Origin of the sequence: Streptomyces sp. NPDC003023 (assembly GCF_042888225.1) — a bacterium.
In the GTDB taxonomy this organism is placed as follows: domain Bacteria; phylum Actinomycetota; class Actinomycetes; order Streptomycetales; family Streptomycetaceae; genus Streptomyces.
On the sequence record NZ_JBIAPL010000003.1, the window covers coordinates 199,292 to 215,559 of the forward strand.

The 16,268-nt window shown below is 71.9% G+C and carries 11 protein-coding genes; 3 read left to right on the forward strand and 8 right to left on the reverse strand.

The genetic code is table 11. The features are described 5' to 3' along the window. Positions 1-202 precede the first annotated feature (202 nt). The 7 genes from ACFYV1_RS12715 to ACFYV1_RS12745 all read right to left on the reverse strand — a co-directional run bounded on the left by ACFYV1_RS12715 (position 203) and on the right by ACFYV1_RS12745 (position 10,783). The gene (locus ACFYV1_RS12715; RefSeq protein ID WP_389395481.1) at positions 203-2,647 is read right to left on the reverse strand and encodes a galactose oxidase-like domain-containing protein; all 2,445 of its coding nucleotides are present in this window, start codon (positions 2,645-2,647) and stop codon (positions 203-205) included. Between the two features lie 56 nt (positions 2,648-2,703). Continuing rightward, entirely contained in the window at positions 2,704-3,906 is a 1,203-nt protein-coding gene (locus ACFYV1_RS12720; protein ID WP_389395482.1) for a glycosyltransferase, read from the reverse strand. Next, on the reverse strand, positions 3,903-5,684 hold the full coding sequence (locus tag ACFYV1_RS12725) for an ArnT family glycosyltransferase (RefSeq protein WP_389395483.1): 1,782 nt from the start codon (positions 5,682-5,684) through the stop codon (positions 3,903-3,905). The genes ACFYV1_RS12720 and ACFYV1_RS12725 overlap by 4 nt, the downstream gene beginning before the upstream one ends. Continuing rightward, positions 5,681-6,952 carry a glycosyltransferase gene (locus ACFYV1_RS12730; RefSeq protein WP_389395484.1) on the reverse strand — a complete coding sequence of 424 codons (1,272 nt, stop codon included), beginning with the start codon at positions 6,950-6,952 and terminating at the stop codon, positions 5,681-5,683. The genes ACFYV1_RS12725 and ACFYV1_RS12730 overlap by 4 nt, the downstream gene beginning before the upstream one ends. A gap of 169 nt (positions 6,953-7,121) precedes the next feature. Further along, positions 7,122-9,140 (reverse strand): thioredoxin domain-containing protein, encoded by a 2,019-nt coding sequence (locus ACFYV1_RS12735; protein WP_389395485.1) that lies wholly within the window; start codon positions 9,138-9,140, stop codon positions 7,122-7,124. A gap of 260 nt (positions 9,141-9,400) precedes the next feature. After that, entirely contained in the window at positions 9,401-9,955 is a 555-nt protein-coding gene (locus ACFYV1_RS12740) for a dihydrofolate reductase family protein (protein WP_389395486.1), read from the reverse strand. A 126-nt stretch (positions 9,956-10,081) separates the two neighbouring features. Further along, positions 10,082-10,783, reverse strand: a complete 702-nt coding sequence (locus ACFYV1_RS12745) for a helix-turn-helix domain-containing protein (RefSeq protein ID WP_389395487.1) — start codon at positions 10,781-10,783, stop codon at positions 10,082-10,084. Between the two features lie 190 nt (positions 10,784-10,973). Between ACFYV1_RS12745 and ACFYV1_RS12750 the strand changes: the two genes are divergently transcribed. Beyond that, positions 10,974-14,177, forward strand: a complete 3,204-nt coding sequence (locus tag ACFYV1_RS12750; RefSeq protein ID WP_389395488.1) for a tetratricopeptide repeat protein — start codon at positions 10,974-10,976, stop codon at positions 14,175-14,177. A 128-nt stretch (positions 14,178-14,305) separates the two neighbouring features. On the opposite strand, the gene ACFYV1_RS12755 is transcribed toward ACFYV1_RS12750, so the two are convergent. Further along, positions 14,306-14,656, reverse strand: coding sequence for a DoxX family protein (locus ACFYV1_RS12755; protein WP_389395489.1), 351 nt, complete (start codon positions 14,654-14,656; stop codon positions 14,306-14,308). Between the two features lie 115 nt (positions 14,657-14,771). Here ACFYV1_RS12755 and ACFYV1_RS12760 point away from each other — a divergent pair, with 115 nt between their 5' ends. Together ACFYV1_RS12760 and ACFYV1_RS12765 are read left to right on the forward strand one after the other, a co-directional pair. Then, positions 14,772-15,665: a LysR family transcriptional regulator gene (locus ACFYV1_RS12760; protein WP_389395490.1), complete on the forward strand. Its 894-nt coding sequence runs from the start codon at positions 14,772-14,774 to the stop codon at positions 15,663-15,665. Between the two features lie 78 nt (positions 15,666-15,743). After that, positions 15,744-16,121 carry a signal peptidase I gene (locus ACFYV1_RS12765; protein ID WP_389395491.1) on the forward strand — a complete coding sequence of 126 codons (378 nt, stop codon included), beginning with the start codon at positions 15,744-15,746 and terminating at the stop codon, positions 16,119-16,121. Positions 16,122-16,268 lie beyond the last annotated feature (147 nt).

The following is a 16,268-nucleotide window of genomic DNA, read 5'->3' on the forward strand; positions in this document are numbered from 1 at the left end:
CCCGGCGGGCGGCGACCGGGGCCGCCAGGGCCGTTCCCGGTAAGCGTGCGATCCGTCGAGGCCGCACGCGGTGCTCCTTCGGGTCCGGGCCAGTGGGATCCGGGGCAGGCCGGGCCAGTGGGATCCGGGACAGGGTCGGGCAGGTGGCTCCGCTCACGCCGATGCCCCCGCACGAAACGCGGGGGCATCGGGCGGCGGACGGTCAGCGCCCGCGGACGTCCCCCTTCCCGCACGCCGAGCCGTCACGGTTCGGGTCGAGCCGCAGCGGGTCGTCCTTGCCGTTGACCTTCAGGCGGCCGTAGTCGTGCGACGCGAGCCATGCGCACCGGGCCGCGGTGGTCGGGGCGACCTGCTCCGGGAAGACGGTCGGAACGCAGACACCGGCGTTGCCGTAGTGCCGGTCGCAGCCCGAGATCCGCGGGTCCACCGGCACCGAACCGCGCTTCTTCAGCGGCTTCTTCGGCGTCCCGGCCAGATCGCCCGCGAAGTCGTGGACATGGGCGGACGGAGTGTGCGCCGCCGCGCGGGCCATGGCCGGCGGACCGCCGAGGTGCACCCACTCCGCCACCGAGGGAACCCCGTTCGCGTCCACGGCGAAGAGCATGTACCAGCCGGGCGGCGCCAGGTTCGGGTTGCTGGTGACGCCCAGGTCGACGTTGTTCCCGTCGACCGTGATCGGCAGGTCCACGAAGCGCTGGTTCGGGTCGGACGAGTGCGTCACCGCCGCCGGCCGGATCAGCTCCGCCTTCGCGATCGGCCGGTCGACCGTGATGCGCTGGGTGTCGCCGTACGTCCACTCGCCGTCGATCACCGAAGTGATCTGCGGCCGGGGGCCCTTAAGCAGGTACGGCGGGGTGTAGACCGACACGTTGTGGTTGTACGTGCCGTTTCCGGGGTTGTCGCCGACCGACATGACGCGCCCGTCGGGCAGCAGGAACGAGGAGGAGTGGTAGCCGCGCGGGATCGGGTCGGTCGCGAGCCCCGGCTCGTACGTGTCGGTCACCGGGTCGAAGAACGACGCCTCGTACACCGGGTCGGCCCGGTCGTGCAGCGCGCCGCCGGTCTCGAAGACCTTGCCGTCGGGCAGCAGCACCGCCGAGACGTACATCTTGCCCTCCGCGCCCGTCTGCGGGCGGCGGCCCAGGCCCTGGTCGACCTCGCCCTGCGGCAGCAGCGGGCCGTGCACATAGGCCGGATTCGGCTGCTTCAGATCGATGATGTCGGTGTAGCGGTTGGCCACGGGGTTGGTCTCGTTGTTGCCGCCGCCGATCGTCAGGACCCGCTGGTCCTGCGCGGGCGGCAGCAGCACGCTCGCCGACTCGTCACGCTCGTCCTTGGCCTGCAGACCGGGGACGTCGGTGATGGTGTTGGCCTCGTAGTCGTAGATGGAAGCGCCGGTGCCCGGCGTGCCGTTGCCGAAGGTGTGGCTGCCGGAGTAGAAGAGGCGGCCGTCCTGCATCAGGATCATCGACGGGTACAGGCCCCAGTACGACCAGGTCTGGTTGACCTCGTTCATCGGCAGCCACTTGTTCTGCGCCGCGGAGAACTTCTCCGCGGTCACATTGCCGGTGGAGTCCTCCTTCAGGCCGCCGAAGGAGATGACGTCACCGTTTCCGAGGATCGTCGCCGACGGGTACCAGTGGCCGCCGTTCATGTCGTTCGTCCGGGTGTAGGTCTCGGTCTCCGGGTCGAAGACGAACGAGTCCTTCAGCCCCTGGTAGCCGATCTTTCCGTCGGCGGACGGATAGCCCTTGTTGCCGGACATGATCAGGACCTTGCCGTCCTGGAGCTGCACATGGCCCGCGCAGAACATGTCGACCGGGGTCGGGATCGTACGGAAGGTGCCGTTCGCCGGGTCGTACACGGCGGAGGTGAAGCTGCCCGCCTCGAAGAGCGCCGGGTCGTTGCCGGAGCCGGCGATGACGAGCACCTTGCCGTTGTGCATCACGACCGAGTGCATAGAACGCACCGGGTTCTGCACGGGCAGGACGTCCCAGCGGCCCTTCGCGCACTCCTCGGCGGTGCCCGTGCACTCCGGATCCGGCGCCGGGACCGTGACCTCCTCCATCACGTAGTCGTCGGTGGTGACCGAACCCGTGCCGTACACGGACACGCCCCACGCGATCCGGTCGGTCCCCGGCGGGACGGCGGGGGTGCGGACCTCGGCGCGCTGGTAGGCGGCGCTGGTCTCGAGGGTCTTGAGGTCCGTCCAGTACTGCCAACCGGCCGTGGAGTCGTGGCGGAAGAGGGTGACGGACGCGTCGGGAGTGGTGGACTTGTACCAGAGGGACAGGTCGTACTGCCGATCCGGCGTCACCTGTGGTGCGCAGGCCGTGGTCTCGGTGATCAGGGCCTTGCGGTCGCCGTCGACACGACGGGTCAGCGAGACCTTCATCGCCCGGGCCCCGGAGTGGGCGTCGGCGACCGTCTCGAAGGTGTAGTCGTTGTCGCCCCAGCCGGACTGGGACCAGCAGGCCGGCATGGCGCCGGTGCCGGCCGTCTCGAACCCGGGGTTGGAGATCAGGTTCGGCGGCCCTGCCTGGGCCGCCTGCGGAACGGACATCACAAGAGCGGTGGTCATCGCGCCGACGGCGAGCAGCGCGGTCCTGCGTCTGCGGCGGCGGGGGGTCCTGAGTGGTGGAGACATGGCGGTTCCCTTCGTGCGGCTCGATGCCAGGACTTCCGGGTGCGGTGCGAAGAGGTTCAGGAGCCGGCGCGTACCTCCGCCTTCGCCATGCGCGGGGCGCCCTTTCCGCGCGGCAGGTAGACCAGCGCCTCCGTGGCGGCGAACCGCACGACGAAGGTCGTCAGCAGCGCCAGCGCCGTCGCCGGCAGCACCGCCATGTCCAGCCACGAGACGAACAGCGCGATCAGCGGGATGCGCAGCAGCAGATCGGCGTTGGCGAGCAGTGCGAAGCGGCCCGCCCGGTCCGCCCAGTGCCGGTGGCGTCTTCGGTCACGGAACAGCAGTACCTCGATGAGGAGGAAGTTCCAGGCCACGCCGAACTGGTTGGCGACTATCTCGGCCGGGAGGTAGTGCATGCCGGCCCGCGTCAGCACATACAGGCCGAGCAGGTTCGGCAGGAAGCCGGTCAGTCCGATCAGCCCGAACACGATCATCCTGGCCATCCCGGACGCGGTGCGCAGTCCGACGAGGTGGCCCAGGAACCGCATGCCCTCCTTGGCCGTCGACTTCGACTCGCCCGCGAACCGGTCCCGGAAGACGAACGGAACCTCCGCGACCGTCTCCGGACGGCAGCGGACCGCCAGCTCCAGCAGGATCTTGTAGCCGAGGGGTTTCAGCGCGTCGGCCGTCACCACGCTGCGCCGGATCGCGAAGAACCCGCTCATCGGGTCGCTGATCCCGCGAAGCCGCCGCGGGAAGAGGGACTTGGTCAGCCAGGTCGCGCCGCGCGAGACGGCGATGCGGTAGCCGCCCGCGAGGCCCTCGCGGCTTCCGCCGCGGATGTACCTGCTGGCCACGACGAGATCCGCGCCCGAACGCTCCCCCGCCGCGACCAGGTCCGGTACGAGAGCGGGAGGGTGCTGCAGATCGGCGTCCATGACCACGATCCAGTCGGAGCCGGCCTGCCGTATTCCCTCGACGACCGCCCCGCCGAGCCCGCCGGCCGGGGTGTCCCGGTGCAGTACGTCGACCGGGAACGGGCAGTCCTGCGCGGCGCTGCGGATGACGTCCGGTGTGTCGTCGGTGGAGTCGTCGACGAACAGGACCTCGCAGGGCAGCCTGGCGGGCACCGACTCGGTGAGTCTGCGCAGCAGTTCACGGATGTTGCCGGACTCGTTGAAGGTCGGGACGACGATGGTGACGGCGCCGGGTTCCGCCACCTGGGAAGCGCTCAGCTCCGGATCGCCGAGTTCCTCGGCGCCCGTACGGGGGGTGGTCACAACTCGCCTCCAACGGGGCTGATCCGGCGGATCTCGATGCGGTCCTCGCCCTCGCCGAAGACGGCGACCGGCGTCGAATGCTCCAGCGCGGCCCTGACGTTGGGCAGGTCCACGGCGTCGCGCCGTACGGTCGGTGACGACACGACGTAGTCGATGTCCCGCCAGCCGCGCGGCATGGTCTTCGTGACGGCGGGATCGAGGTCCGCCTTGTAGAACCAGATCGCCCCGGTGCCGGGTTCGAAACCGTCGTGGACGAGATCCAGCCAGAGGGCGTCGTCGACCAGTACGCGGGTTCTCGCCGGGTCGTCGACCTCGCTCTGCATCCAGGCCGCGGCCGCCCGGTAGGGGGCGTTGGCGTCGGCGGTGAGTGCGGCACGGTTGCCGTCGTACCAGCGGGGTGCGACGTACACGGTGGCAGCGAGCGCGAGAAGGGTGGCCAGGACCGGTCGGACAGCGCCCCGGACACGGCTCCCCTCGCCGGGGCCGCGCCCCGGACCCTGCTCCCCGTTCACCGGAGGGTCTTGGTCGTGCCCGGTCGTCCGCTGCGGCGGAACGTGCCCGTCCGCCGGACCGGGCCGGAGCCGCCCGGTGGCCGGGCCGCGGCCGAGCGGCCTGCGGAGCACCGCGTGGGCCACGCTCGCCGCGGCGGCCGCCAGGACCAGGGCGAGGAACGGAAGCGCCTGGATCACGTACATCGCCGGGAGGTATCCCGACGGGCGCATCGCGACGACCGCGAGGATCGCCACCACCAGCGCCGGCCCCGCCAGTGCCCGCGCCGTGACGGACCAGCGCAGCGTGAGCAGCAGCAGCGCGGCGCCGGCCAGCCCGCCGACCGGCAGCACGGTGTCGTAGTAGAGCCAGGAGCGGAGCACCCCGTTGGAACCGGAGCCGTCGTCGAGGATGAAGCCGGAGCCCTCGCGGCTCATCTGGTAGGTGATGCCGTCGATCAGCGACACATGCCCCTCGCCGGGGAACAACTCGTTGTTGAGCAGCGCGAAGAGCGGGTACGAGAGGCCGATCAGCGCGCACGCCGTGATCGCACCGGTCACCGCGAACTTCCGGGTGTCACGGTGACTGTGCCGCCACATCGTCACCAGCAGCGCCGGCAGCACCACCAGCATCGTCTCTTTCGTGAGCACGGCGACAGCGGCGGTGAGCCCCGCGGCGAAGTGGTGCCACAGATGCCGGTTGGGTGACGCCGCCAGACAGAACGCCAACAGCATCCACATCACGGCGATGTTGTCGAGGAAGATCTCGCGCTGCAGCACCACCGACAGCGGTGACAGACCGAAGAGCGCCATCGCAAGGCCGGCCGCCCAGCGTGGCAGGAACAACCGTCGCGCCAGTACGTACAGCAGCACCGCGCACGCGGCGCTGACCGCGAGCATGGCGAAGCGCATGGAGGCGACGTTCATCGTCTCGGGCGCGATCAGCGAGGGCAGCCAGGTCAGGAACGCGATCTGGATCCAGCCGAGCGGCGGATGGTCGTACCAGTACGTGTAGTGGGCGAGGCCGTCGCCCTGCTGGACCGCCCAGGCCTGGGCGAGATAGGTCCCCTCGTCGTCGCTGAGCGTCGGGAAGCGGGTGATGTTCCAGCCCTGGACGAGCAGGATCACGATGAGCAGCACACCGCACAGCAGCAGGTCGGGCCGCGAGCCGCGGAACCGGACGACCGGGCGCACACGCACCGGTGCGGTGCCGGCGGCGGCCGTCCGGTCACCGGGGACGGCCGCCGCCGGTTCGGTGGCCTCCGGGGCCGGAGGCAGTGTCGTCGTCACCGGCGGGCGTCCTCTCTGGTCTCCGTCACCTCGGTGAGGTGCGCGCCGACATGGCTGGTCAGTTCCCACTCGTTCTGGCCGCGCTGCTCCCGCCACACCGCGCGCACGGCGGCGCCGGCGAGCAGGACCTGGTAGAAGGGGCCGCCGACGATGAGCTTCAGATAGTGGACGAACCTGACTTTCAGCCCGTACTGCTTGCCGAAGTCGTGCAGTCCGACGATCTCGAAGACGAAGGTGACCATCGCCGTGATCAGCGGCAGGAACGTCACGATGGCGATGCCGACCGGGACGTCGAGGAACAGCGCGACCGCGACGTTGAGCGGAATGACCAGACCCGAGTACGCCTGAAGGAACGGCGTCATCAGGGTGTAGCGGGCCAGCATGCGCTGCCCGCGTCCCGGCAGCTGCTTCCAGTCCTTCTTGCGGTAGACCTGCAGGAAACCCTGGTTCCAGCGGGTGCGCTGTTTGAGCAGGCTCATCAGGGTGCCCGGGGTCTCCTCCCGGGTGACCATGTCGCTGTCGTACGCGACGACGACCCGCTTGCCGACGGACGACAGCCGCACGCCCAGGTCGCAGTCCTCTGCGAGGCAGTTCGGGTCCCAGCCGTCCGCCTCGCGCAGCACCGTCGTACGGACGAAGACCGTGTTGCCGCCGAGCGGGATGAAGCCCTTCTGCGCGTGCAGATGGAGCCTGCTGCGGAACCAGAAGAAGTACTCGAGGCAGTTGCGGAGGCTGTACCAGCTGGAGTGGAAGTTGATCAGCTGCACCCCGCCCTGGACCACGTCGGCGCCGGTGGAGGTGAAGGCGTGGTCGACGTGGGCCAGCAGCTCGGGATGGACCTGGTCCTCCGCGTCGAAGACACCGACGACGTCGCCGCGGCAGTGCGGCAGCGCGGTGTTGAGCGCCTTCGGTTTGTTCTTGGTCTCGTGGGTGTCGGTGATGACCCGCACCCTCACGGGGTCGCGGGCGGCCGCGCGCTCGGCGACCGCGGCCGTCTCCGGATCGTCGTGGCCGACGATCACGATGATCTCGAAGTTGGAGTGGCTGGACTCCAGCAGGCGCTCGATGGTGTGCTCCAGCACCGCCTGCTCGTGGCGGGCCGGCAGCAGCAGCGAGAAGGACAGCCCGACGCCGCCTTCCGGACGGTCGAAGCGGGTCGCCGCGAGCGTCTCCGGCGTGCGCCAGGCGTGCATCTGCCACCACAGAGTGAACGCCGCCATCCAGAAGAGCGCCATGGAGATGGCAGCAACGAACAGCGATAACAGCATGAAATGGTCCCCCTGCCCATGCGCCGCGGCAGGACCCCCCTGGCCGGCGGCACGTACTTCCCCCGCGCGCGTCACTCCCCAGTACGCGCGCCAACACTTGTGCGTTCAGGACAATAGAGGCGGAGGATTTCGTTCCGGCGGCCGACGGATAAATTCACCTGTTCCGGCCTCAGTCGGTGAGTTTCCGGTCAAGTTCTGATGCGTCTGTGGTGGGTGAATCGCACACGAAACCGCGGCATACGTACGCGGCCGAACTGCCGTTCACCAAAGGGCGGTCCCGCAGCAACGGGAATTCGTCACTGTCCGGTTCCCCCACGGCGACCGCCGCTCCCGGCGCCGTGCTCATGAGCGCCGTCAGATGCAGTTCCCGTGCCGCCGGATCGCCCGGCCGGCCGACGACCGCCACCTCGCGGGGACCGTCGAGCAGCGCCTCCGCGACCGCGAGCCCCCACCCGATGAACCGCGGCGCCCGCGGCCCGAGCGCCTTCACCACGCCGAGCGCCCCCTCGGCGGCGGTGCGATGGGCCTCCGAGCCGGTGTGCGCCGCGTACAGCAGCAGAGCCCCGGCGGCAGCCGACCAGCCCGAGGGGGCGGCGTTGTCCGTCGGATCCTGCGGGCGGCGGATCAACTGCTCGGCGTCGTGCGCCGTGTCGTACAGCGCGCCGCCCTCGGCGGTGAACCGGTCGATGACCATGTCCAGCAGAAAGCCGGCGAACTCCAGCCAGGTGCCCTCTCCGCCGACCGCCGCCAGGGCGAGGAAGCCTTCGGCGACGTCCGCGTAGTCCTCCAGCACACCCGCGTTGGCACCCGCGATGCCGTCCTTGGACGTACGGGCGAGGCGTACGCCGCCGGCCGAGAAGTCCATGTGCACCCGGACCAGCAGGTCCGCCGCCTCGATGGCCCGCTCGATGAGATCCGGCCGGTCGAAGTACGCCCCGGTCTCGGCGAGCGCGGCGATCGCGAGCCCGTTCCAGGCGGCCACGATCTTGTCGTCCCGGCCGGGCCGCGGACGCTCCTCGCGGGCTGCCAGGAGCCGCTCCCTGAGCTCGGGATCGGCCTCGCCGCGCGGGAGTCGCAGGACCGAAGCGCCCTCCTCGAAAGTGCCCTCCTCCGTCACCCCGAAGAGCTCCGCCGCCCGCGCGCCGTCCGCCTCGCCGAGCACCTCGCGCAGTTGCGCCGGCGTCCACACGTAGAACGCGCCCTCGGCGTGACCACCGTCCGGCGTGTCGCTGTCGGCGTCCAGCGCGGACGCGAAACCGCCCTCGGCCGTGCGCAGTTCACGCGCCATGAAGTCCGCGGTCTCCAGCGCGACCCGCTTGGCCAGATCGCTGCCGGTGGCCCGCCACAGGTGGGCGTATACGCGGCACAGCAGGGCATTGTCGTAGAGCATCTTCTCGAAGTGGGGAACCGTGAACTCCCGGTCCACCGAGTAGCGGGCGAACCCGCCCGCGAGCTGGTCGTAGATCCCGCCGCGCGCCATCGCCTCGCAGGTGTCCGCCGCCATCTCCAGCGCGCCCTCGGCCCCTGTGCGCGCATGGTGGCGCAGCAGGAACTCCAGCACCATCGACGGCGGGAACTTGGGCGCCCCGCCGAAGCCCTTGTGCCGCTCGTCGTAGTCCCTGGTCAGCCCGAGCAGCGCCTGCGCCAGCTCGTCCTCACCGGGCACACCCGCGCCGCCGACCGCCAGCGAGCGCCCGGCCAGGTCCCTGGTGATCTTCCGCGCGACCTCGCCGACCTCCTCCCGCCGGTCGGTCCACGCGGCGGCGACGCCCTCCAGCACCTGCCGGAACGACGGCATGCCGTGGCGCGGCTCCGGCGGGAAGTAGGTGCCGAAGTAGAACGGCTCCCCGTCGGCGTTCATCCACACGGACATGGGCCAGCCGCCCTGTCCGGTCGCCGCCTGCACGGCCTCCATGTAGACGGCGTCGACGTCCGGCCGCTCCTCCCGGTCGACCTTGACGCTGACGAAGTGCTCGTTCATGTACGCGGCGGTCTCCGCGTCCTCGAAACTCTCGTGCGCGAGGACGTGGCACCAGTGGCAGGAGCTGTATCCCACGCTCAGGAACACGGGCACGTTGCGCCGCCGCGCCTCCTCGAAGGCACCGGGTTCCCACTGCCACCAGTCGACCGGGTTGTCGGCGTGCTGGAGGAGGTAGGGGGACGTGGCCTGCGCAAGTCGGTTCGCCATGCCCCAATCCTTGCGTACGGCACACGGCGCTGCCCACGCGGCACGGCCGGGCCGTGTCGGCCTTGCCGCCCAAGTGCAGGGACACTGCGGGCGGGCGGCGCCTGCCCGGGCCTGTACGTACGTCCTCGGTCCGGCGGCCCGCGTCCACCGGGGCGGGGACGGGTTCACGGGCGTGAAGGCGGTGGCGCCCCTCGCGGTCGAGGTCGGCCCCGGCACGCTCCGAGCCCGTACGCGGGCCCGCCCGCCCGGCCCGCGCCCTGTCAGCGCACCGGGCGGTAGGTCGCGATGATCACGCCGCTGCTGGTCGGCTCGGCGCTCACCAGCTCCAGCTTCTTCATCGCGATGTCGTCGGTGAACAGCTTCCTGCGGCCCTCGCCGGCCACCACCGGGTGGATCAGCAGCACCAGCTCGTCCAGCAGGTCCTGCTCCAGCAGCGAGCGCACCAGCGTCGGACTCCCGGCGACGGTGATGTCCTTGCCCTCGCCCGACTTGAGCTCGTTGACCGCGGTCACGAGATCGCCCTCGACCAGGGTGCTGTTCGCCCAGTCGTCGACGCTGTCCAGCGTCGACGAGAACACGTACTTCGGCGACTCGTTGATCCACTTGGCGAAGCCGGCGTCCTCGCCGCTGGTCACGGTGGGCCAGTACCCGGCCCACTCGGCGAACGTCACCCGGCCCAGCAGGATCGTGTCCGCGGTCTCCAGCGTGTTGCTCAGCGCCGCGCCCATCTCCTCGTCGAACGCGAACTGCCACTCGTTCGGGGCCTGCGCGACACCGTCGAGCGAGACGAACAGACCCGAGACAACCTTGCGCATGATTCCTCCATGATGAGCGGAGCCCGATGAGTGCGGAGTCCGCTGTCCGTCCCGGCCGTGACGGCGCCGCGGCCGGGGCGGGCCGCCTTTGCCGGCCACGTCGTGAACACTAGGCCGGGCCGGGGCTCAGGGCTTGTACAGAAGCGACAGCGGCTCCGCGCCCTGCGGTGAACTCAGCCGAGTGGCGGTCCGGCCGATGTACCGGCTCAAGGACCGTGCCAGGTGCGGCTGGTCGAAGTACCCCAGCCGGTGGACGACGTCCTGGGCCGGCACCCCCTCCCGCACCAGTACCGCCGCCTCCCGCGCGCGCTGGATCTGCCGGACGGCGCCCTGCGTCAGGCCGGTCGCCGCGACGAAGCGCCGCTGCAGCGTGCGTGGTGAGACGTCCGGGCGGGCGCCGCCGATCACGGCGGGCACGATCGGGTCCTGGTCCACGATCCCCTCGCGCACCATCCGCAGGGCGAACGCCTCCGCGTTGTCGTAGTCCGGAACATGCCAGGCCGAACCCTTCAGCCACAGCGAACGCCGTGTCACGTCGGGAAGCTCCGCGTTGCCGCCCACCAGGCTGCTGACGGGGATGTGCGGCATCGACGTGCCCAGCGCGAAACTGATCCCGAAGAAGACGGCGTCCTCGGGCACCGCTGCCCGGGACGCCCTCGGCTCCGGGCCCAGCACGGCGGCCTGCGTCCTGCCCCGGTGCTCCCAGAACACCAGCTCCCAGTGGGACGTCGCGACCGACATCATCCGGGCGACGTCGTCGCTCCGGCTGCGCCACACACGCTCGATGTACGGCAGCTCCGACGCCCGGCTCTCGATCACCAGACCCATCCCGGTCCCCCTCGCACGGCCCGGATCCCGGCGTCCCGGAATCCCGGAAGAACCGCCAGTGTGACACCCCGCTCACCTGCCCCGCCGCCGGAACCCCTCGCACATCCTCCACGGCGCCACGACACTTGACGACGCGACATCTGGGTAGCGAACACAGAATCCGGGTTTTCCAGGGGGACGGGGGACGCGCATGAGGGACAGCCACCGGGCCGAAGCGGAAAGGCTGTTGGGGCGGGCGGTCGAGGAGGAGGTACGGCGGTCGGGCGGCAGCTCCGACGCGGGGACCCTGCTCGCCCGGGGGCGGGCCGCCCTGGACGGGATGGCGGCGAGCGCCGGCGAGGAGTACGCCGCGTACGAGCAGGCCCTGGCGGAGACCGAGGCCGAGCAGCGGCCGCTGTCCGAGCGGCTGAACCGGAAGAACATCGGAACGCCCGCCGTGGTCACCGCCGTCGCGGCCGTCGCGGCGTTCGGCGCGGACGTCGCCCTCGGGACGGCGCCCGGCACCGCCCTCGGCGCCGGTGCCGTCGTCGCCGTCGCAGGGGCGGCGACGACCGTCGCCAAGGTGACCGCCTCCCACTGGCCCGCCGCCCACCGCAGGGCGGGCGCGCTCGCCCAGCCGGGCGGTACGGAGCAGTTGCGGCTGCAGTGGCTGACGGCGCTGGAGGTACGGGGCATACGCCCGTTCCTCGACCAGCAGCGGATGCTCGCCGCCTCGACCCGGCCGCACGCCGCCAAGAAGGCGGCCGTGTCGCCGCAGCTGCGCGGCGCCGACCGGTCCGCCGCCGCACGCCGCCGGTCCGTGCTGGAGCAGTCCTTCGGCCATCTCCCGCAGCCCGAGGAGCCCTTCGCCGGCCGCAGGGAGCAGATGGCGCGGATCACCCAGTGGGTGCACGCCGCACGCGCGGCGACGCAGACCCTTCCGGTCGTGGTGGTGCTGCACGGCGCTCAGGGCTCGGGACGCACGACACTCGCGGTACGGGCCGCGCACCACCTGAAGGACCTGTTCCGCGGTGCGTGCGTGGTGGACCTGCGAGGTGAGGGCGAGCAGCCGCTGCCGACCCGCGACGCGCTGCTGCACCTGCTGAACCGGCTGGGCGCGCCCCGCGAACAACTGCTGTTCAGGGAACGCTCCTCGGACGAGCAGCAGGTGCGGCGGCTCGGCGAGCTGTACCACCAGCACCTGACCGGACTGCCGGTGACGGTGGTGCTCGACGACGCGACCGACGCGGCCCAGGTGCGCACGCTGGTGCCGCAGCGGTCGGACAGCCTGGTGCTGGTGACCGCCCGCGCCCCGCTCGACCTGCCCGACGACATCCCGGCCAGGGTCCATCAGCTGCCCGTGGAGGCACTGGACCCGGCGGGTGCGGAGGAGTTGCTGCGCGCCGCCGCGGCGGAGCCGTCCCTGGGACCGTACGACGCGCAGTCGACCGACGACATCGGACAGTTGTGCGGCGGGCTGCCGCTGGCGCTGCGGATCGCGGGCTCCTCGCTCGGCGAGCGCTCCGCGGACCGTCTGGCGGCGGACCTCGGCGCCTACGGGCCGGTGGATCCGGTCGAGCGGGCCCTGTGGCTGCGCTACACGGACCAGTCCGAGTCGGCACGGCGGCTGCTGCGCCGCCTCGCGCTGGCGGGCCGTGCGTCACTCGGCCCGGCCGCCGCGGCGGCGCTGCTGGCCACCGACGAGAAGGAGGCGAAACGACTGCTGGGGGTGCTCGGGCAGGCCGGCCTGATCGACCGTGTGAGGTCGTCGCGCTACCGGCTGCACGACGTGGTCCGCGTCTTCGCCAGGGCCCGGCTGCTGGACGAGGAGGACGCCGCCGACCGCGCCGCCGCGCAGGAACGGCTGATCCACAACTACGCGGAGCTGGCCGGCGCCGTGATCCGAATGGTCGACGGGAAGATGTCCACCCGGGCCGGGCAGTTCGGGGCGTACGGCTTCCCCTCGCTCGAGTCGGCACTGCGCTGGCTGGACGACGAGTCGAGCTTCATCACGTCGGCGCTGCGGAACGCCGAGGGCGTGGACCAGCAGGCCGTGCTCCGGCTGCTCGGCGCACTGTGCGACTACTGCCTGCTGCGCGGCGACCTGTACCGGCTGGGCGAGATCAGCGAGCTCACGCAGGCCGTGGACCAGGGGCTGCTGGAGCGGTCGGTGCGCTGGCGCACGGGTATCGCCGCCCGGCAGCTCGGTGAGCTGGACACGGCGCGCACGACGCTGTCGTCGGTGGTCGGCCTGTACCGCGAGGCCCATCAGGACGCCGGTGCGGCGCTCGCGCTGTGCTCGCTCGGGATCACGCTGCACCACCAGGGCAATCTCGCCGAGGCCGCGGCCAAGCTGAACGAGGCGATCGAGCTCCAGTCCTCGCCCGAGCAGGCGGAGGACAGGGCCTGGTCGCTGCACGCCCTCGCCGCCGTGGAACGCGACCGTTCGAACCTCGCGAAGGCGCTGCGGCTGCTGGAGGCGGCGCTGGCGCTGCACCGCGAGGGCGAGTCCCTGCACGGCGAGGCGTGGACGCTGTACCACCGGGGCCAGGTGTGTCTGCGCATGGGCGACGTACCGGGCGCGCGGTCGGAACTCCGGGCCGCGCTCGACCTGTACGGCCGCACCCGCGACGGCCGCGGGGAGGCCTGGGCGCTGACCCAGCTCGCACGGGCCGGACTGGTCGACGGCGACCCGGCCCCCGCCCTCGACGAACTGCGCCACGCCCTGGCCCGGCACCGCGAGAACGAGGACGCGCGGGGCGAGGCCTGGACCCTGTACTACCTCGGCCAGGCCCTGGAGGAGACCGGCGACCGCGACCAGGCGGTACGCGAACTGGAACGCGCACGCACCATGTTCTCCCGCATGAGGGACGTGTACGGGCTGGCCTGCGCCCGGCACCACTCGGGCCGGGTCACCCGCGACCAGCTCGCGGCCCGGACGGGCAGCCTGCGCAACTCGGGCTTCGCCCGGCAGCTCCTCGTCGACGCCCGCTCCGACTTCGCCCGCATCGGCGTCGCCCACGGGCAGGCATGGACCTGCCTGGAGCTCGCGATGATCGACGCCGGGAACAACCGGGCCGCGCAGGCGCTGGAGCTGTGCGACGAGTCGGCCGCCCTGTTCGCCTCGTACGGCGACGAACGCGGCGCCGACTGGGCCCGCTTCCTTCGCTGCACCCTCCTGCCGTACGCCTCGCCCGGCGGAACCGAGATCGGCACCGTGGTGGCCCAGGAGGAGCTGACCCGGCTGCTGGCCGCCGGGCACCCGTCGCGCGACGCGAAGGTGGAGGACTGCGCGGAGACCCTGGCGGTGATGCTCGACCGCGGTGTCCGCCTCGAGGACGGCTGGCAGGCCTGGTCCCTGGGCCTGGTGCCGAACCGGCACGCGCGGGAGGTCATGGGCGTCCCGGTCGGCTGAGGCGAGGCGTCCGGCCGGAACCGCCCTGACGCGCGCGGGCCCTCGCCGGGCGGGACGGCGCCGTCCGTTGGTCGAGGCCGTCCGTTGGTTGTGGCCGTCCGTTCAGGCCGTCGTTCAGGCCCGTCCGCTCAGGCCGTCCCCGGGCCCAGCACCAGGGACGCGGCGACCAGCAGGAGGAACGGCAGGGGGGCGACCAGATGGGCCCACCGGCCCGAGCGTGCGATCACGAGCATCGCACCCGCGTAGTACAGGATCAGCCCCACGGACGCCGCGACGCCGATCGGGCCCCATCCGAGGCCGATCAGCAGCCCGAGCACACCGGCCCCTTTGAGGAGACCCAGCGCGGGGACCCAGGTGAGCGGCACTCCGTAGCTCGTCAGGTTGTCGATAATCCACCGGGGGCGGATCAGATGGTTGGCCGCCGAGTAGCCGCTGGTGGCGGCGGCGAGGAGGGTGAGGACGACGTAGGCCGTGGACATGACCGGACTCCAGGCGGACGGGAGGAGGGCGAAGGAGGGGCGCTGACGCCCCGTGACATCAACCCTGACGAGCCGCCGTGAGCGCGTCCAATAGCCGTTTCCATAACCTGGCGGCATGGACATCGACACCCGGTTGCTGCGCTCCTTCACCGCCGTGGCCGAGGAGGGGAATCTGACGCGCGCCGCCGAGCGGCTCTTCGTGGCGCAGCCGACTCTGACCAAGCAGATCAGGCAGTTGGAGACACTGCTGGGTGCTTCGCTGTTCACCCGCTCCCGCGCCGGAATGCGACTCACCGAAGCGGGCCGCGCTCTGGCCGGCGAGGCGGCCGGAGTGCTGTCCCACTGGGACCGGGCGGTCCGCGAAACCCAGGGCGCGGCGGGGCGGGAGGCCCGTGTCCTGCGGGTCGGTTTCGTCGCGAGCGCAGCCAACGAGTCGACGCAGACGATCCTCGCGGAGTTCGCGCGCCGCCGCCCGGACTGGCAGGTCGCCCTGCGGCACACCGACTGGACCGACCCGTCCGCGGGCCTCGCCGACGGCGTGGTCGACGCGGCGCTGGTCCGCGTGCCGTTCCCCGGCGACGACGCCTTCCGTGTCGAGGTCCTCTTCACCGAGCCGCGCTGGGTCGCCCTGTGGGACGCCCATCCGCTGGCCGCGCTGGACGAGGTGCCGTTCGACCGGCTGCGCGACGAGCCGTTCGTGGCGGCCCCGCCGGAAACCGGGAGGTGGCGGGACTTCTGGGTCGGCGACGACACCGACGACGGCCGCACCGCCCGGATCGGCGCCGTCGCCCGCAACACGGACGAGTGGCTGGCGGCGATCGCGGGCGGCCACGGCGTCAGCCTCACGCCCGCGGCCTCCGCCCGCTTCTATCCCCGCCCCGGCGTCACCTACCGCCCGGTCACCGGCCTCTCCCCCTCCCACGTCGGTGTCGCCTGGCCCCCGTCCTCGGCCACCGGTCCGGCTCTCCAGGACTTCGTCCGCTCCTGCCTCGCCACCTTCGAGCGGTGACCGTGGCGGTGGTGGCCGCCGGCACCCGCCCGCGTCCACGGAGCCGCCTCCGTGCCGGCGGACGGTAGCGTCGCCCGGATGAACGACCACGACGGCGTGTACACGGGCAACGCGGGCAAGGACGCGGCGCTGGACCGGGGTTGGCTGCTCGGGCACTTCAAGGACGCCGGCGACGCTCGGCACAGTGAGGCCGTGGAGATCAAGTGGGGCGTCCACCCACGCGGTGACGAGCGGGCGCTGTGGGTGCGGGGTGAACGGCGGACGGCGCTGCTCGTGCTGATCAGCGGCCGCTTCCGGGTCCGCCTCCCCGGCCGGGACGTCCTGCTCGTGGAGCAGGGCGACTATGCGGTGTGGGGGCGGGGCGTCGACCACTCGTGGGTCGCCGAGGAGGACTCGGTGGTGCTGACGGTGCGGTGGCCGTCGGTGCCGGGGTACGCGGTGCCGGACGGCGTGTGAGCACCGGGTCCGGCGGCAGGCGGAGTACGGGTCGGCGAGCCGGACGGTCGGGCGGCCTGCTCCGGGACGCGATCCGGAGAGCGGGCCCGTACCTGACGGCGGCCGGGCGGGCGTCACCGGGGAGATCGGGTACGGCGCACAGCGTGA